Raw genomic sequence first — 19,019 nt, forward strand, 5'->3', positions numbered from 1 at the left:
CCGTTGCCTGGAACCGTATGTACAACCCTGCCTCCGCCTGACAGCGCCATAGTCCACCGCTGCGCCACCCCTCCAGCACGTTGTTCTGGCCTCTGGCAAGGGGTGATGTTGCTCCGAGATCCTGTCACGGCTGGGGTTCCGGTGACCAGCCATCAGCAGCAAGCGCCAATGATCGTTTGGCCAGTCCGACATACCAAGATCGTGTTACGAGTTCTAAGGTGACCAAGCTGTCCAGCGCGGCCACCGCCAAGGAGGCCCACAAGGTGCTCCGCACCGCGCTGACCGCCGCCACCCGGGACGAGCTGGTCAGCCGCAACGTCGGAATGATGGTGCCGCCGCCCACCGTGGTCAGCCGTGAGTCGCAGCTCTGGACACTGGACGAGACCCTGGCCTTCCTCGGCTCCGCCCGTAAGGACCGGCTGTACGCGGCGTTCGCGCTGGCGATCACGCTTGGCATGCGCCGTGGCGAAATCGTGGGCCTGCGCTGGTCGGACGTGGATCTCGCCGGCCGGTCCCTGGTCGTCCGCGAGCAGGTGCAGCACGTCGGTGGGGAGTTGTACACCGGCACCACGAAGAACGGGAAGCGCCGGCCGATCCCGCTCCCCCGGATCGCCGTCGTCGCCCTGCGCTGGCAGCGGCTCCAGCAGGCCGAGGCCCGCAGGGCGGCCGGCGACAAGTGGACAGAGACCGGGCACATCTTCACCACCCGGTCCGGCCGGACAGTCGAGCCGACGAATGTCTACCGCTCCTTTCGCCGGATCGCCGCCGAGGCTCGCGTGCCAGTGGTCCGGATGCACGACGCGCGCCACGGCACGGCCACGCTCCTCGTCGCCTGCGGAGTCTCGCCCCGCGTGGTGATGGAGATCCTCGGCCACAGCCAGATCGGGCTCACGATGAACGTCTACACCCACGTGACGCAGGACTCGCAGCGGGAGGCGCTCGCCAACATGGACCGGCTGCTGAACAAGCGCGGTTGATGTCGGTTTCTGATGTCAGAAGCCCCGGACCGCACTCGGTCCGGGGCTTCGTCCCTGGTCCAACGATGTGGGCGCAGACGGTTTCGAACCGCCGACATCCGCCTTGTAAGTTTTCGCCGAGTAGGCCTCTGACCTGCATGAATATGACTGGAAGGCCGTCTGACCTGCGACAGTCGCTCTTGGTGACTATCGTTACCTCTCCGGTTTTCTCGCCCTCATGTGTGCCGATTCCGTGCTGCGAAGTGGTCAGCAGGCCTTCTAGTCGTCGTCGGCCACCTCGCTGCTCAGCCACTCGGCAGCCCTGCAAGCACCGCTGCCCCATCGACTCCTCGCAGACACCAAACAGGGCGGGACATCACTGTCGACCTGCGGGCGGCAGCGCCCCCTCACCCACCCCGACTATTACGGAACGTAACCAAGGAGGAAGCGGCCCAAGTCCGTTCTTGGAGACAAGGGTTACGACAGCTGGCACGTGAGGCGGGAGCTGACCAGACGTCGGATCCTGCCGGTCATCTCCCGACGTGGCGAGCCGGACATCTGCGACCTCGGCACGCTCCGCTATGTGGTGGAGCAGGCCTTCGCCTTGCTCCACCCGCTCAAGCGCCTGGCCACCCGCTGGGAACGTCGCCTCGACCTCCACGACTCACTCGTCTCACTGGCGTCCGCCCTCATCTGCTGGCGCAAGCTCAACAAGCCGACACAGTGATCGTGTAACGAGCTCGTAGCAGCAGGGCAGGGAGCCTGTTGTCCAGGCTCCCTGCCCTGCTGCTACATGTCCTACATGGTCAAGGTCGGTTGGTTACGGATTGCGTTCGGGCTGGAGGGTCCACTGTTGGTTGGCCTGGAGTCCGGGGCAGTCCCAGATGCCGAGGCGGGTGCCCTGGTCGGTCGCCCAGCCGGGAAGTTCGAGGCACTTGCCGCCAGGGCTGCCGATGGGGTCGACGGTGGCGGGCAAATAAATCCGGCCATCGGGTCGCATACCCCACTTCTGGCCGGCGCTGCCGGTGCAGGTGGTGAGGATGATGCGGGTGCCGTTGGTGAGGGAGTTGTCCTTGGTGGACAGGCAGTAGCTTCCAGCCCGGATGGTGCCGTCAGTGGCGAAGCTGAACCGCTGGTTGGCGGTCTGCCAGCAGCCGTAGATGGCGGTCTCGGCTCCCTCGTGGGGGCCGCCGAGGGCGTCAAGGCACTGCCAGCTCACGCTGTTGGGGTGGACGGAGACACTGGAGTCGGCGTAGCCGACGAGCTGCCAGGTGTCGAAAGCGTCGACCTTGTTCGCCGTCCCGTCGGTGCTCTTGCCGGGGAAGACGGCGATGGCGTTGGTGTTGTCGACGGTCCAGAGGTCGGGGCGGCCGTCGTTGTTGAGGTCACCGGCGCCGATGCGCGGGTGGTTGTTCGGGAGTAGTCCGGCGTCGAGGATCAGCTTGCCGGCGTTGGGCCTGCCGAGTGCCGAGTAGTCGACCGTGCCGTCGGCGTTCCAGGCCAGCGGGTAGGCGTAGATGCTGCCGTTGGTGCGGTTGCGTGCCCAGAGGGTCGTCTGGTTAGCAGTCGCCTTTGTGGACGGGTTGGTGGTTGCCCCGTTGGCCGCACCCGGGTTCAGGAGTTCGAAGTCGCTCCAGCTGCCGGAGACGGTGGGGATCAGCGTGGCGTTGCCGAGGAGGTTGCCGACGGGGGTGAAGACGTAGAGCTCGTTGTTCTCCAGGGTCATGATGGACGTCTGGGTGGTGAAGACCGTCTTCGTCGGGTCGCCGGCCTTGGGGCCGACGGCCTCGCCCTTGGGTGTGCCGAAGGCGATCACCTGCGAGACGTTGCTCCAGCCGGCACTGCTGTTGTAGCCGGGGCACGGCGTGGTCGTGCCGTAGACCTTGCAGCTGGTGGGCCGGGCCGGGGCGAGGGGGGTGGTCTGGTCGAACCGCCCGGTGCCGTCGTTGGGGATGACGTAGAGCACCTTCCTCAGCTCGTCCGAGGACCCCGTGTAGTGGACGACGAGCTGGTCGACGGCTTGGCCGGCGAGCAGGGCGCCGTGGTGGCTGATCTGGTAGTCCTTCCAGGTCGCGCCGTACTGGAGATTGCCGGGTGCGGCCGCGGCGGGGGCAACCAGGGAGTTCATCGGGTCGATGGTGCCGCCGATGATCCTCAGGTCACCGTTCTTGTCGGTGAGGACGATGTCCGGTTGCTGGTCGTTGGTGACGTCACCGAACAGCGGCTGGGTGCCGGGCTTCCACGGAACGTAGAAGTTGTAGATGGCCGGTTGGCTGTAGTTGCCGGCGTTGTCCATGGCCCATGCGTACAGGGTGTTGGTGCCCCAGCGTCGCGGTTGGAAGTCGTAGGGCTGCCCGGGCGCGATGGTGTCGTTCTGGCCGCAGCGCCAGCCGACGACAGGGGTCGGGTCCGTGCTGATCCGCAGGCAGGCGATGCCGGAGGCTCGCAGACCTGCGCCGGGTGCTGGGTCCTCGCCGTTGATCCAGAACCGGCCCCAGTCGTTCATGTACTTGGCCGGGCTCGGGTTGGGTGTGCCGGAGGGTGGGAAGTCGGTGGAGCTGATGCTGACGCGGGGGTTGGTCCTGTCGACCCGGAAGTAGCACCAGGCGCTGGAGGGTGAGGTGAGGAGTTCGTCGGTGGAGCGGGCGAGCCAGCCGTACTGATGGCCATCGGACAGTGAGCCGACGCCGACCGTGGGACCGGGGTCGTTGTAGCTTCCGCCCCATGCACCCGGTACGGCGCTGAAGTTGGGGTCGTTGTCGTCCCACATCTGGTAGCCGGTGTAGAGCGGCTGCCCGGCGGGAGACCAGCTGTTGGCGGTGAGGTAGATGTTCTGGTTGCTGCCGACCCAGCCCGGGTTGTCCCAGGGATTGGTGCCGCCGGAGGTGCACTCGGCGGTGGTGTTGTTGCCGGCGAAGCCGGGCGCGGGTGAGGTCCGCGGGTACCAGATGGTCGGGGTGATGTCGTAGGTCGTGGTGATCGAAGGGTTGTTGGCGATGTAGTGCCGGTAGAGCTTCTCGTACTCGTTGCCTTGCGGCGCGATCGCCACGGTCCACGAGGGCCGCTGCCCGGCGATTACCTGCTTCATCATGTCGGTGACATCAATGGCCAGCGGGCCGGTCCCGGTGAGCCACTGACCGTTGACCGCAGGGCAGTTCTCCATGACGACGTTGCCGTTGGTGCCGCACGGCTGGTTGTTCCAGCTGGTGTGCTCATGGATCGGGCTCGGCGCGGAGTACACCACGAACGGTGTGTTCGTCCCGGAGCTCGAAGCACCGGTGACCTGCGCATTGAGCGTGGAGCGGAAGATGGTGGGCGCACTGCCCGCGCCATTCGGCTTGGTGTAAAGGACCGGGTTGATGCCGAACTGGAAGTAGGCGCGCTGGCGGCCCTCGATTCCGCAGTCCAGCTTCGGGTCGGTGCTGTGATAGCCGCAGTAGCCAGTGGCCAGGTTGGATTTCTTGTTGAAGTTCTCGGACGTCTTGTAGTTCTCCTGGACATCCGCCGCCCCCTGGACGGAACTGGTGGCGGCGATCAGCGACGGGTCGAGATACCAGGGGCCGGTACCCTCGCCGAGCGCGCTCTGGTCCGGGGTGAGCTCCATCGCAGTGGGAGTGATCTTGGTGGCCATGGCGGCGACGTTCGCGCCGTCGCCCGGATGCTCGGCGGTCGAGGGCGCGCCCCCGCTGCCCTCGAAGGGTGCAGCCGCGGACTCAGTGTCGGCGAGCAGGAGGTGGGCCGCTGAGCGGGAGGCCCGCTGTGCGCCGGTGTCGCCGGCGGGCTTGGTGGAGTCCCACTGCAGCGGCGCGGGGGCGCGGAAGCGCGCCGTTCCGCTCGCGTCGGTGACGGTGATCGCGCCGCTCGCGTCGGCTGCCACCGAGAGGCCGTTCGCCGACATTGGGAAGGTGAGGGACTTGAGTGCCGGGCTCTCGGCGGCCTCGCGGGTGCGGACGATGAGCACGTCGCGCCACCCACCTGGGGACAGGGCGGTCAGCTGCAGGTCGACACCGGGTAGGACGTCACTGTAGGTGGCGTTCGCCCCGTTCAGAATGGGTTTGGGCAGCGGGAACGGGGCGCCGACCGACAGGCTCTTGCCGTCGCTGGTGGTGAGGGTGGCCATTGGGCCGGTGCCGCCGCCCGAGAACCTCAGCCCGGCCGTCGACACAGCCGGGCTGAGGGATCCGTCGGCGTTGGCTCGCAGACTCGTGTCGATGTCGGCCCAGGTGCCGCTGTGCTTCGTCCGTACGACCTGTGCGTTTGCAGTGGTGGTCAGGGTGCCGTCGGGGTTGGCGATGGTCGAGGAGACCTCGCTGGTCGACAACTCGACGGTAACCGGCTTTCCAGTCGACTTGGCTCTGGCAATCGCATCCAGCATCGCTTGTTGCTCAGACGTGCGTGGCGGAGCAGGCGTGGACGGAGCGGGTGCCGCCACCCCACCCGCAGGTCCGTGAGCGGGGTCGGTGGCAGTCAACGCAGGGGGTGGGGCAGCGGCCGACGCGGAGGGCCCGGAGAGCAGGCCAAGACCGAGGGCAAAGCTGGTCGCAAGCGCGGCGAAGCGGAGGGGGCGGTGGTACACAAATGGCAAATTCGGTGAAATTGTTACTGTTCGTGATATGCGTGACATGACGGCCATGGCTCTAGGTTGACCCCTCCCGATCGAAAGACACTCTGTGCATCGCTGTTCGGAGAGGAACGATGTGTCCTGATCCATGGCCGCGTCAAACCCACCACCTCCTTGCCCCGATCTGTCTGGATACATGACGGATTGGAATTATCAAGACTTCATAAACATCTCGCCTGCGACACACTGGCAGCTGACTTCGTGTCAGATGCTTCACATATCGTCACGCCGACCGTGGCATGGCTCTGCTCCTGTGGTGCCGTGTCGATAAATCATGAGGAGATGTGACGATGATTCGGCCTGCCCGAATACGGGCTGGAAGGCTGTCAGGAGGCCGGTGGCGATCGCCTGCGGTGGCGGCGATGGTCGCGCTGGCAATGACTGGGGTAACCGCGCCACCGGCGGTGGCGTTGACCGTCCCCGCCCCGAAGGGGAAGGTCTGGACTCCCCCGCACACACCACTGGGCAACCAAACCGTCTCGGTCGAGGGGCGGGACGTCCAACGGCCAGCACCCACCGCAGTGGTCAGCGCTCCGGTCTGGAAGCCCGAGCCCGCTGCCCCGCTGGTCACAGGCACCACTACGGTGACCCTGGGTGCGGACAGCCTGGAGGCGAAGGCCGCGCGCGCCGCCACCGGCGGCGGCGCGTATCACGCCTCTGGCGGCGCGACCGGTACGAAGGCCGGGGACCTGGCCGTGAGGGTCGCGCCCGGCGCGAGCACGGGGGAAGCAGCCCGCGAGGTAACTGTTCAGGTCACGGCACAGGACAAGGGCAGGGCCGCAGGTGTCATCGGTCCGCTCGTTGTCCTGAGCAATGCCGAGGCTCCCGCTGACAGTGTGGAGCGCACGGCGAGCGTCACCCTGGACCTGAAAGCCCTGCAGGCAGCCGGCTGGTCCGAGCGGGCCGCGCTCGTGGCCTTGCCGTCCTGTGCGCTGACCACTCCGGACGTGCCCGGGTGCCGGACGCAGATGCCGATTGCCGCGAAGAGCAACGGGTACGGCGAGATCACTGCTGAGGTCACGCTGCCCCCTGCCCAGGCTCCGCAGCAGCACAACGGCGCTGTGAAGGCGTCATTCAGCACGGCTTCGGTGCCCTCGCGGACGGTCGCTGCCGCCGCAGAGGGGCCCAGCGGCGGCTCGGTGGTACTTGCCGCCGCGCCTTCGCCCTCCGGGCCCATGGGCGACTACAAGGCGACGTCCCTTTCCCCGTCATCGTCCTGGACCTCCGGGTCGAACGCGGGCAACTTCACTTACGGCTACCCGATCCAGGCGCCGCCTTCGCTCGGTGGCGCGGCCCCGTCCGTCACGCTCGGCTACAGCTCCGCCGACGTGGATGGCAAGACGTCGGCGTCGAACGCGCAGCCGTCCTGGATCGGTGACGGATGGGGATACGAGCCCGGTTTCATCGAGCGGTCCTACAAGTCCTGCGACAAGGCCGGTATCACCGGCTCGCCTGACCAGTGCTGGGGCGGTCAGAACGCCGCCCTCTCCCTGAGCGGTCACTCCGGCGCCATCGTTCGCGACGACGCAACCGGCATCTGGCACCTGGAGAGCGACGACGGCACCAAGGTCGAGCAGCTCACGGGCGCTCCCAAGAGCGCAGGCGACATCGCCTACCAGGGCATGGAGTACTGGCGGATCACCACCCCGGACGGCATCCAGTACTACTTCGGACTCAATCACCTGCCAGGCGGCGATGCCTCCGACCCGGCCGCCAACTCCGTTCTCACCGCTCCGGTGTACTCACCCAACAACGGCGACCCCTGCTACGACGCCAGCAGCGGGAAGAACTCCTGGTGCCAGATGGCGTGGCGCTGGCAGCTCGACCACGTCATCGACACCCACGGCAACCTGATCACCTACCGGTACGCCGCTGAGGGCAACAAGTACAAGCGCGGCAAAATCCAGAGCGGCGGCAACGGCACCCTTACGGACTACCAGCGGGCCGGCTACCTCAAGGAGATCGCCTACGGCCAGCGTCTCGACGAGCAGAAGGCCGCGAAGGGCGGCGTCAAGCCGGCAGCCAAGATCATGTTCACCGTCGCGGAACGTTGCATGCCCAGTGGGGCGATCACCTGCGCCGAGTCGCAGCGCACCGCGGCCAACGCCGCAGCCTGGCCCGACACTCCCATTGACCAGATCTGCACCGACACTACCTGCGTCAACTCCGCACCGACGTTCTTCAGCACGAAGCGCCTGACCGCGATCACCACCCAGGTCCTGGTCGACTCCGCCTACCGGACCGTCGACACCTGGAACCTCAACCAGCAGCTCGCCGATCCGGGGGACAGCACCAGCCGTCTCCTGCAACTCGACTCGATTCAGCGGGTTCCGAGCAACGGCCAGGCTGAGGTCAAGAACCTGCCCCCGGTCCAGTTCGAGTACAAGATGCGGGCCAATCGTGTCGACGGCCTCGTCCCGGCCGAAAAGATGTTCATGCGTCCGCGCATCCAGAGCATCACGACCGAGATGGGCGGGCGCATCAACGTCATCTACACGAACTCCGAGTGCTCCCGGGTCAACAACCGCATGCCGGCTTCCGAGGACAACAACTCGATGGCCTGCCTGCCCGTCAAGTGGTACCCGACCGGCCAGTCCTCACCCGACCCGGTCAACGACTGGTTCGACAAGCCCCTGGTCAAAACCGTCGTCGAACAGGACCTTGTCAGCTCCCCCAACGTCTCCAAGGTCACCGAGTACACCTACAACGGCGGCGCGGCCTGGCACCGCAACGACGCCGAGTTCACCGACCCAAAGACCCGTACCTGGAGCCAGTTCCGCGGCTACCAGTCGGTGACCACCACCACCGGCAGCGGCGACAGCAGCGAGGCTCCCAAGACCCAACAGAAGGTCACCTACCTGCGGGGGATGGTCGGCGACTACCTCGCCGACGGCAAGACGCTGCGCACCGTCGCCGAGGTTCCCAACCCACTCGGCGGCACCGTGACCGACAGTGCCCAGCTCGCCGGCCGCGTCGTCGCAACCGAAACCTTCGACAAGGCCGGCGGCACGGTCACGGCAATCTCCGGAAGCAGCTACAACGGTCAGCAGAGGTCCGCGACCCAGGCCCAGAAGGCAGGCGCACCGCAGATCTTCGCCTGGCTGCCGGACTCCGAGACCACCGCCATCTCGAAAGCCAAACTCGCGGACGGCAGCTGGCGCACGACCACCACGGTCACAACCAGCGAGCCGGCCAAGGGCAACCGCGTCGTCAAGGTGGACGACAAGGGCGACGGCACCACCGCCACCCCCGAGGTCTGCACCACCACCGGCTACGCGACCAGCGGCAACCCGCAGTTGCTCACGCTCGTTTCGGAACAGACCAAGTTCCAGGGACCTTGCACCGGCTCGGCATCCTCGACCAACACCCTGGGCGGTGGCCGCACGCTGTACGACGGCAAGCCCTTCGGACAGTCCGCTACGACCGGCGACCCGACCGGCAACCATGTCCTGGACCGCTTCGACCAGAACGGCAACCCGGTCTACGTCCATGCCGGCAGCGCGACGTTCGACGTCTACGGTCGCAGTCTGACCACAACGACCACCGACGGCTCCACCTACAACAGCACCGGCACGCAACTGAACGGTCCGTCGATCACTCCGGCGACGACCAAGATCGCCATCACCCCTGCTTCCGGCGCACTGGCGACCCGAGTACAGACCACCGGTCCCATGGGAGACGGCTGGACGGCCACCACCACGCTCGACCCAGCACGCGGGTCCGCACTGACCAGCACTGACGTCAACGGCCGTGTCACCACCGGGCAGTACGACGCCCTCGGGCGGCTCACTGCCGTCTGGGCACCGGATCGCCCGACCTCGCAGCTGCCCAACCGGAGGTTCACCTACGCGCTCAAGGGCACTGCAGGGCCGTCCGCCGTCACGACCGAGTTGCTCAACGACGACGCGGCCACGTACGCGGTCAACGTCGACATCTACGACGGTCTGGGCCGGGCCCGCCAGAGCCAGCGCACCAGTGACGTCCGGCCGACCGGGCGTCTGATCACCGACACGGTCTACGACACACACGGTTGGGTCATCAAGACCTCCTCCGCCTATTACGAGCCGAAGTCATTCCCCACCACGTCGATCTTCGTACCGACCGCCGACGGTCAGGTCCCGGGCCAGACATGGAACACCTACGACGGCAACGGGCGCGTCGTGCGAGCGGAGTTCCGCTCCAACGGCAACTTCCAGTGGGCCGCCACCACCGCCTATCCCGGTGCCGACCGCACCGACACCACCCCGCCCAGCGGCGGCATGCCCGCCTCGACCGTGACCGACGCACGAGGCCGGACCTCTGCCCTGTGGCAGTACCGCACCCCCACCGCGACCGGCAACCCCGCCGACGCGGACGTCACCACCTACGCGTACACGCCCAGCGGCCAGCCCGCTTCCCGTACCGACAGCAGCGGTAACACCTGGACCACCACCTACGACCTGCGCGGGCGCGAGGTCTCGAAATCGGACCCGGACACCGGCGTGGGCCAGGTGTTCTACGACGTCGACTCGCGCATCGATCACACAGTCGATGCCAAGGGAAACACCGTCGCGTTCACCTACGACCGGCTCGACCGTAGGACCGGCACGTACAGCGGTACCGTCACACCCGCCAACCAACTGACTTCCTACACCTACGACACCCTGGCCAAGGGCCAACCCACCTCCTCCACCCGCTACATCGGCGGCAGCGGGGGCGCGGCCTACACCACGGCTGTGACCGGCTACGACACCGCCTACCGGCCGCTCGGTACCTCCATCACCATCCCGCCCGTGGAAGGCGCCCTCGCAGGCACCTACACCACCACCAACGCGTACAGCCCAGTCCTCGGCGCCGTCACCGAAACCAGCATTCCTGCGGCCGGCGGGCTCCCAGCAGAAGCCATCACATATGGCCGCAGCAACACCGGCTTGCTCATCGGATCCGCCAGCCTCGACCAGCCCGTCGTCGCCCAGGTCGACTACGACGCCCTCGCGCGCCCTGTGCGGACAACGGTCGGCGATTACGGCACCCAGGTCGTCTCAACCCAGCAATATGACTGGGCCACCGGACGGGTCATCAACTCCCTCCTGGACCGCCAGGTCGGAACCACCTCCGTTGACCAGACCACCTACACCTACACCCCGTCGGGCCGCATCACCTCCGTCACGAACATCCAAGACGCCTCGGCAACCGACACCCAGTGCTTCACCTACGACCACCTGGGCCGGTTGACCGGCGCCTGGACCGACACAGCGGGCATCTCCACCACAGACAACTGGACCGACTCCTCCGGGGCCGTTCACGGCACCGGCAGTTCCACGACCGTCCCCGGCATCGGCGGCTGCAAGAACGCCAACAGCCCCGGCATCGTTGGCCCAGGCGGGCGAACCATCGGCGGCCCGGCCCCCTACTGGGACACCTACACCTACGACGCCTCCGGAAACCGCACCAGCCGCATCCAGCACGACATCACCGGCAACAGCCTCAAGGACAGCACCACCACCCAGACCTTCAGGCCCACCAAGACCCCCAACACCCCCAGCAGTGCCCCCAACACCGGCGGCGGAACCGGCGGGCCCCACGCCCTGCTCACCTCCACCACCACCGGGCCGGCGGGGACCAAGGCCATCGGCTACCAGTACGACGCCGCAGGCAACACCACCGCCATCACAGACACCAGCGGTACGGCGACACTCACCTGGAACCGCGAGGGCAAGCTCGACACCATCAGCTCCACCGGAGCGAGCGGCACCACGACCTACCTCTACGACGCGGCCGGCAACCAACTCATCCGCCGCAACCCTGGCAAGACCACCCTCAACCTGCCCACCGACGAACTCACCCTCGACACCACCACCGGCACCCTGACCAACACCCGGTCCATCCCCGCCGGAAGCGGGCTCACCTACACCCGGGTCACCTCCGCCATCAGCGGCGGAAACGTCGTCATCCAAGCAGCCGACCCACACGGCACCAACGGCGTCCAAATCAACACCGACGCCAACCAAACCGCCACCCGCCGCCCCGCCGACCCCTTCGGAAACCCCCGCGGCACCCAACCCACCTCCGGTCAATGGGCCGGTACCAAGGGCTTCGTCGGCGGTACCCAGGACAACCAGACCGGACTTACCAACCTCGGCGCCCGCCAGTACCAGCCGAAGACCGGCCGGTTCATCAGCCCCGACCCCATCATCGACCCAGCTGATCCACAACAGTGGAATGCCTACGCCTACAGCAACAACAACCCGGTCAACCTCAGCGACCCCAGCGGTCTCAAGTACGAAATCGACAACAGCTCAGCCTGCACCACCGAAGACTGCCAAAAGTGGGCCAACCAAAGCGAAGCCCAAGAGCAGGCAGTCGCCAAAAGCAACGGCAATGGAAAGCCCCAGAATAACAAAGAAGGATCCGGGGCCAAGAACTTCCTCAAGGGAATGATCGGCGGCTTCAAGAATGCGGCCGTAGAGACGTACAACAGCGGAAAGCAGCTCGCAGGCGCCGTCACCTCCTCGGCCGGGCAATGCCTATCAGGATCGATGGAAGGCTGCAAGCAGGCTGCCATCATCCAATGGAGCATGAGCCCCCAGAATCCAGAATTCGGCTCCAAAATCATACTCGGGGCCGTCGATAGCGGAGTGGAAATCTATGACGGATACTCGAACGGCCGCCCCGGAGAAGCAACAGCAAACTCGCTGATCCTGGCCGCAGAACTTTACTCCGGAGGGCGAGGACCCAAGTGGCTGAAGCTACCCTGCAATAGCTTCACGGCCGGCACCCTCGTACTCATGGCCGACGGAACGGCCAAGGCCATCGAGGATCTCCAGGCCGGCGACCTGGTCCTGGCTACAGATCCCCAGACAGGCGAGACCGCAGAAGAGCCAGTCACTGACACGATCACCGGCTCTGGCAGCAAGAATCTTGTCGGGATCACCATCAACACGCCTGACGGAGAGGGAACCCTCGAAGCGACGGACCATCACCCGTTCTGGGTGCCATCCCTAAACAACTGGGTCGACGCCGCCGACCTCCGCATCGGTCAGGAAGTACTGACACCCACCGGCGCATCCGCCAAAATCGCCGCGCTCAAATTTCACACCAAAGAAACCACGGCCCACAACCTCACGGTCGCTGACCTTCACACGTACTATGTACTCGCCGGAACCACGCCGGTCCTGGTGCACAATGCAGATGCGGGATGTGCCACCAAGCTCAGGAATGCCCTTAACGCTGCTGGCGACTTGGAGCCGGCAACGCCTCACTCCCCGCATCACATCGTTGCAGGGAATTCACCAAAGGCCGCGCCCGCCAGGGCGCAGCTGGACAGATTTGGAATCGGCGTAAACGATGCCGAGAATGGCGTCTGGCTGCCGCGGGGCAGCTCATCACCCAATCCAAACGGGCTATCGGTTCACTCAAGGATTCACACAAATGAATATTACGGCTACGTGAATGACTTGATGAGCGGGGCTAGAAATAGGAGTGAAGCGCTTGACGTCATAGAACACGTCAGGCAACAACTGCTAGGTGGCTACTGGCCATAGGTCGACAGTGCCCGCCTGTCAAGGAGTTGGCAGGCGGGCACCAGTCAGAGCGCGTTCCACACGATCTGAAAGGTGATCATGTCCAGGAAGCAGCAGGTAGATGCGGCGGAGGGTATCGCGCGTCGACTTGTCGAAGGGATGGACAGTCTCGACCCGTCACTCCCGGGGTTGACCCAGCTAGTGAGGCGATTTTCGGCGGTCGAGTTTGAGGTGCCAGAACTCCCCGACGCTGATGGGTATCTCTTCCAGTACGGTAAGGCAAACTGGTTCCCAGAGCCCACTTTCGCCCTCGGTATTGTTCGACAACTTGAAGTCGTTGACGCATCCGGTGAACACGAGTCCTACGTTCAGGTGCAATTTGAGTTCAGGTACCCCATGGATGGCGATCTTGAGTCTGTTGCCAGCCATTCGGAGTGGTGGTTTCCTGATGGTGAAGTGCCGTTCGAAGGCTGGCTGAATTCTGTGGATCGGGCTCCAGTTATGAGCCTTCTCGCCGTAAAGACACCACGTGATTTTGAGATCTGGCAAGAGCAAGTTTAACTAGAGCACTATGGATCTCCGACTGTCAGGAGGCCCCACCGGATTTAATTCCAGTGGGGCCTCTGGGGTGTCTGACGGCAGTAGTTGACGGCAACGTCAGCGGACGGGTGCTGCACGAAGTGGCGGTTCGTCGCCGTCGTCGGGGCGGGTGGCGGTCTCGTCGGGGTTGCGTAGGGCGCGCCCGAGGAGGTCGATGGCGTCGCGCTGAAGGCGGAGTCGGACGTGGGCGTACACCGTCGCCGTCACCCCGATGTGGGCATGGCCGAGGAGTTCCTTGATGACGACGAGTTCGACGCCCTGTTCCAGGAGGAGGGTCGCCGCCGAGTGTCGGAGGTCGTGGAAGCGGATGCGGCGGAGCCTGGCCCGGCGGAGCAGGGCGGTGAAGTGCCGGGTGAGGGTGGCTCCTTCGATGGGGGCTCCGTTGGGCCGGGTGAAAACGTAGCCGCTGTCCTTCCAGCCGGTGCCTGCTGCTTCGCGTTCCTGGCGCTGCTGGTCGCGGTGCTGTTCGAGGGAGCGCAGGCATGGCGTGGGCAGGGCGATGCGCCGCTCGGAGCTCTGGGTCTTGGTGGGCAGGGCGGTCAGGCCGCCGGAGTTGGTGCGTTGGAGGGTGCGGCGGATGCTGGCGGTTCCGTCGGCCAGGTCGAGGTCTTCCCAGCGCAGGCCGAGGAGTTCGCCCTTGCGGAGTCCGGTGCGTAGGGCGAGTTCGAACAGCGCGTGCAGCCGGTGGCCGTGGGTGGCGGCGAGGAACGCGCGCGCCTCCTCGGTGGTGAGGGGTTCGAAGCGGCGGGGGCGGGGTGTGCCCATGCGGACGTTGCGGGCGACGTTGCGGGGGATCTCCTCTTCGCGGACGGCGTGCTCCAGGGCGGACTTGAGCACGGAGTGGACGTAGGCGAGGGTGAGCGGGGAGAGGCGCTTGGAGCAGCACTGCCCGGCGGCGCAGCACTGCGGCTGGTCGCGGGCGGTGTCGAGGCCGCGTGCGCAGCACTGGCAGGTGGTACGGAGTTGGTCGAGCCAGGTGCGGACGTCCTTGGCGGTGAGCTTGGAGAGCTTCTTCTTACCGAGGCCGGGGATGAGGTAGAGGCGGGTGCAGGCGGTGTAGCGGGTGTGGGTGTTCTCGCGGAGCCGGTGGACGGCGACGGTCTCCAGCCAGTAGGTGAGGAACGCTGCGACGCTGCCCTGCGCGGAGGGGGTGGGGACGCCGCGGTTGCTGGTGGCGATCTTCTCGGTGAGTTTGGCCAGGGCCTCTTTGCGGGTGTTGCCGTAGACGCGGACGCGTTTGCGGGTGTCGCCGACGGCCAGGACGTAGCCAGCGGCTTCCCAGCGTCCGTCCTTGCGCTGGTAGACGGTGCCGTCTCCGTTGGCGCGGATTCGGCGGGAGGCGGGGGTGTCGCGGGGTGTGGTCATCAGGCGGCGTCCTGTTCCAGTCGGGTGCGGATGAAGTCGGTGAGGGCGTGAGTCGGGATGCGGCGGGAGCGGCCGAGGGTGATCGAGCCGAGTTGCCGGGTGCGGATGAGGTCGTAGACGGCTGAGCGGCCAAGTTGGAGGCGGGCCATGACCTGGGGGACCGTCAGCAGTTCCGCTGACGTGGGCGGGGTCATGGGCGGTCCTCGCCTTCGTGCCTGAACTGCCGTTCGTGGGCGCGGTTGTGCCGGACGGCGGCGGCGAGGAGTTCTTCGCCGGGGCTGTAGCCCGAGCCGTGGTAGGTCCAGTGGCCGACGACGAGGGTCGTGCTCGGGTCCAGGTCGGGCAGGTCGGCGCGTGCGCGGGCCTGTTCGGTGCGCCAGGCGCGGCGGGCGTCGCGCAGGGCGCCGAGGGTGACCGAGTAGCAGCGGGACTTGGTGGAGAAGTGGCCCCGGAAGCCGAGCATGTGCGCCCACTTCCAGAGCTTGAGGCCGGCGAACTCCGGGCGCTGGCCGAGGTCCCAGCAGGTGCGGATCATCTGCCGCACGTGCTGTTCGACGGCGAGGTGGGGCAGGGGACAGGACTGGCCGGTACCCGCGCAGGTCCGGCATTCGACGGGCACGCCGGTCTGAGCGGACGGGGCCATCCCGCGTCCCTGGCAGGGGCGGCAGAACAGGGCGCGGTCCAGGGTGCCGGAGGCGTTGGCGGACTTGGTGGCGTACTTGGCCACGTAGGCGGCGACGGCCTGATCGGTGAGTTCGGCGTCGGTGCCGAAGGCGGCGATCTCGCGGATGTCGATCTGCTCGCCCCAGGTGAGTTCGCGCTCCCCCACGGCGTCAGAGGTGATGGTCAGGGTGACGCGCTCGGCAGCGGCCTTGATGGCACAGGTGAGGACTTCGGCGGTCGCGTGTCCGGGCGGGGGCTCGCTGCTGCCTTCCGGGCCGTCGAAGCGGATCACGGCGTGGTAGTGGACCAGGCCGCGCTTCTGGTACTCGGCGACCTTGGCGAAGGACACTCGAAGCTCTTCGCGCAGGGCCTTTTGCGTCATGTCGAGGGCAGCGGCGATCTCGCGGCGCAGGTAGATCGTGAAGCGTCGCCACAGGTCCGAGGCGTGCGCGTTGAACAGCACCGCGCCGCAGTAGTCGTAGGTTTTCGGGTCCAGCGGGGTGCCGAGCAGCGCGTCAGCGGCGTCGTGGAGCTTGCCGCATCGGCAGGGGCGGACGCTGCCGTTGGCGGTGGTGGCGCGGTTGTGGACCGGGCCGAAGGACGGGGCGGTCAGGGTGGCGAAGACGCGGGGGTGCGTGCGCACGCTCTCGGGGACGGTCTTGCCGCCGGTCAGGCCCGCGCGGATCAGTTGGAAGGTGTCGGCGGCGTAGACGCGGGAGCAGGAGGGGCAGCGCGAGGCACGGCGGTTGCCGCAGGCGGTCAGCAGGCGTCCGGTGGGTTCGTCGGTGGTGCTGTAGGAGCGCAGGACTTCACCGGTGGCGGTGTCCACGGTGGCGGTGTGGCCGATGAGGCGTACGGGTTCGGTGCAGCCGCCGAGCCGTTCGATCTGTTCGCGGAGGCGGTCGAAGTTGTCGAGGTTGACCAGTTCGACCAGGTCCCGCACGGTGGGGCTGACGATGTGGCGCAGGTCCAGCAGCGGAGTCATGGGGGCGGGTCCTTTCGTGCGGAGGTGAGCGCCCCGAGCAGCAACATGGCCGGGATGTAGGCGTGTTGAGGCTGCTCGGGGCATGGCGAACCGAGCCCGGTCGGGCGGGGTCGGTCAGGTGGGGAAATGGGCCGGCGGGGCTCAGGCGGAGAGCTGAGCGTGTGCGGCGGTGGCCAGCGGCAGCGTGACGCCCAGGCGGGCCTTCAGCTGACCGGGCGTGATGTGCTCGCCCTGTTCGGCGTGGTGCGTCTCGGCGATGCGCCGGGCGGCGTTCAGCAGGGCCTCAGGGACGGTCGGGAGCGAGGCGGTCACCGTCGCCTTGACCGGCAGAGGAGGGGGCACGAGAGCAGACGCGGGCTCGGAAGCGGTGATCACAGCCGGGGCCGGCGCGGAGACGGGTTCCGGCTCGGCGTCGAGCGGCGGGGCTTCCGGCAGGGGCTTCAAGGCCGGGGCGGGGGCGGGGGCTTCTGCCGGGGTCGGGGCGGTCAGGGTGTGGAAGTGGCGGAGGAACTGAGGGCCGACCTGGCCCCAGCCGAGCAGTAGCAGCGGCGCGACCGCATCGACAGCGGCGCGGCCGTAGTGTCCGGCCGCCAGGGGCTCGGCGACGTTGAGGGCCAGGGTCAGCAGGCCGCACAGGTGCATCAGGCGGGTTGCCGCCCTCAGCTCCTCCTGTGGGACGCCGCGCAGGGACAGGAAGCGCAGGCCGACGAGGAGCCCGACCACGGACAGGTCAACCATGGGGGCGATCAGCGGCGCGACCGGGTGGGGCACTCCCAGGCGCAGGGCCAGTGCCCAGACGTTGCCGAAGGAGAACACGAACGCCAGCAGAGCGATGACCGCCATGACCACGGTCACGGTGCGCTGTGTGAGGCGGTCTTCAGTCATCAGGCCAACTCTCCTTTCTTGATGGGGAGTTACAGGAAGGTCAGGCCGCGTCGGTCATGAGGGCGTCGGCGTCGGCGTCCATGAAGGCGGGTTTCCAGTCGACCGGGCCCTGACGCACGTTGAGGTATGCGGCCGGGTCCTCGGTCAGGTGGGCGGTGTCGTCGGCGATCCGGGCCGCGTCGGCGTCGGACACGTACGGGGTGCGCACGCGGGTGAAGCCCGGACGGCCCTGCACCCCCATAGAGGCCACCCCGACGTAGGCCGGGTCCTGGAGATTGACCGGGTTCGCGTCCGGCCAGTTGCGGATGTCGTCGCCGAGTGCGGCCACGGAGGCTTCCGCAGTCTTCTGCGCGAAGGACAGCCCCAGCGGGCACACGTCCCGGATGAACGTCGGGATCGCGTCGCCGGTCGCCTTCTGGGTGGCCAGGATGACCATGATTCCGACGCTGCGTCCCTTCTTCACCAGGTCCTCGACGAGCCGGGCGTTCTCCGCCGACAGGGCAGCCAGCTTCTTCGTCTCGGCGTCGTTGCCCTTGTACTCGCGGAAGTAGGTGTGCGCTTCGTCGATGATCAGGATCGTCAGCGGCCAGATGCGGGACGGCCCGACGTGCCACATGTTCTTCACGCCCAGCACGTCGCGGATGGACGAGGAACGGCCCCGCCGCAGCTTCACCATGCGCTTGAACAGGTCGTTGGCTTCGGCCAGGTCGTCACCCGCGAAGGCGAACAGGCGGGGAGTCAGATCGGCGTAGTCCCCTTCGTGGGCGGTGGAGACCTTGCCGTCCGCCACGGCGAACTGAACCGCGTCGGAGGGCGCCAGGTCGCAGATGAGCTTGTTGATCAGCGACGTCTTGCCGAAGCCGGGCAGGCCGGCCACGGTCACCCCGGGAACGTTCGCCAGGGGCAGGCTAACGTCTTCGGCGTACTCGTCCAGTCCGAGCCCCCACGTGTCCAGGCTCCCCGGCACCGCGCCCGTGGGCACGTGCTCAGTCGGCGTTGTGAGCGGGTCCAGGCGCACGGCCCGGATCACCACCTGCCCGGGACCGTCTGGCAGCACGGATACCCGCGTGCAGCGCCAGGCGTCGGCGAGGAAGCGCGCCGAGCGCTGGAACTCCTCCAGCCCGACCTTCGGCAGGCACTTGGCCCGCACCACCACCCCGAACCGGTCCGGCTTCACCTTGATCCGAGGGACCAGGACCCGGGGCTTGGGCGTCTCTCCCTCACGGCTGACCAGCTCGGCGAGGAACGTCGGCGTCTTGTCCGTCACCGACAGGCCCGCCATCTTGGCGAGGCGCTCCCACCCGAACCGGATGCGCATCCCCTGACGGATGCTCGCCCGGGTCTCACGATCGACCCGCAGGTAGCGGACGATGGCCACCACGGCCCACAGGGCAGCCAGGGCGAGGACCGCCCCGATCAGGACCGGGGCGATCTCGTTCATG

The 19,019-nt window shown here is 67.0% G+C and carries 10 protein-coding genes; 4 read left to right on the forward strand and 6 right to left on the reverse strand.

Annotation, left to right across the window (positions count from 1 at the left end):
* Positions 1 to 218: 218 nt before the first annotated feature.
* Positions 219 to 977 carry a tyrosine-type recombinase/integrase gene (locus tag ACIRBX_RS12710; RefSeq protein WP_402295997.1) on the forward strand — a complete coding sequence of 253 codons (759 nt, stop codon included), beginning with the start codon at positions 219 to 221 and terminating at the stop codon, positions 975 to 977.
* A 472-nt stretch (positions 978 to 1,449) separates the two neighbouring features.
* Positions 1,450 to 1,683 carry a hypothetical protein gene (locus tag ACIRBX_RS12715; RefSeq protein WP_402295999.1) on the forward strand — a complete coding sequence of 78 codons (234 nt, stop codon included), beginning with the start codon at positions 1,450 to 1,452 and terminating at the stop codon, positions 1,681 to 1,683.
* A gap of 93 nt (positions 1,684 to 1,776) precedes the next feature.
* Here the strand turns inward: ACIRBX_RS12715 and ACIRBX_RS12720 are convergent, their stop codons facing one another.
* The gene (locus tag ACIRBX_RS12720; protein WP_402296000.1) at positions 1,777 to 5,331 is read right to left on the reverse strand and encodes a ricin-type beta-trefoil lectin domain protein; all 3,555 of its coding nucleotides are present in this window, start codon (positions 5,329 to 5,331) and stop codon (positions 1,777 to 1,779) included.
* A 608-nt stretch (positions 5,332 to 5,939) separates the two neighbouring features.
* Here ACIRBX_RS12720 and ACIRBX_RS12725 point away from each other — a divergent pair.
* Together ACIRBX_RS12725 and ACIRBX_RS12730 are read left to right on the forward strand one after the other, a co-directional pair.
* Positions 5,940 to 13,100 (forward strand): polymorphic toxin-type HINT domain-containing protein, encoded by a 7,161-nt coding sequence (locus ACIRBX_RS12725; RefSeq protein ID WP_402296001.1) that lies wholly within the window; start codon positions 5,940 to 5,942, stop codon positions 13,098 to 13,100.
* Positions 13,101 to 13,178: 78 nt separating this feature from the next.
* Positions 13,179 to 13,640 (forward strand): hypothetical protein, encoded by a 462-nt coding sequence (locus ACIRBX_RS12730; protein ID WP_402296003.1) that lies wholly within the window; start codon positions 13,179 to 13,181, stop codon positions 13,638 to 13,640.
* A 96-nt stretch (positions 13,641 to 13,736) separates the two neighbouring features.
* Here the strand turns inward: ACIRBX_RS12730 and ACIRBX_RS12735 are convergent, their stop codons facing one another.
* The 5 genes from ACIRBX_RS12735 to ACIRBX_RS12755 form a co-directional block, all read right to left on the reverse strand.
* On the reverse strand, positions 13,737 to 15,044 hold the full coding sequence (locus ACIRBX_RS12735) for a tyrosine-type recombinase/integrase (protein WP_402296005.1): 1,308 nt from the start codon (positions 15,042 to 15,044) through the stop codon (positions 13,737 to 13,739).
* Complete coding sequence (locus ACIRBX_RS12740) at positions 15,044 to 15,238, reverse strand: helix-turn-helix domain-containing protein (protein WP_402296007.1); 195 nt, start codon at positions 15,236 to 15,238, stop codon at positions 15,044 to 15,046. Before ACIRBX_RS12740 ends, ACIRBX_RS12735 begins: the two co-directional genes overlap by 1 nt.
* Entirely contained in the window at positions 15,235 to 16,692 is a 1,458-nt protein-coding gene (locus ACIRBX_RS12745) for a replication initiator (protein WP_402296009.1), read from the reverse strand. Before ACIRBX_RS12745 ends, ACIRBX_RS12740 begins: the two co-directional genes overlap by 4 nt.
* Positions 16,693 to 16,833: 141 nt before the next feature.
* Positions 16,834 to 17,577 (reverse strand): DUF2637 domain-containing protein, encoded by a 744-nt coding sequence (locus ACIRBX_RS12750; protein WP_402296011.1) that lies wholly within the window; start codon positions 17,575 to 17,577, stop codon positions 16,834 to 16,836.
* A gap of 40 nt (positions 17,578 to 17,617) precedes the next feature.
* Positions 17,618 to 19,018 carry a cell division protein FtsK gene (locus ACIRBX_RS12755; protein WP_402296013.1) on the reverse strand — a complete coding sequence of 467 codons (1,401 nt, stop codon included), beginning with the start codon at positions 19,016 to 19,018 and terminating at the stop codon, positions 17,618 to 17,620.
* Between the last annotated feature and the right edge of the window lies 1 nt (position 19,019).

The organism is Kitasatospora sp. NPDC096147, from assembly GCF_044763225.1.
Lineage (GTDB): Bacteria > Actinomycetota > Actinomycetes > Streptomycetales > Streptomycetaceae > Kitasatospora.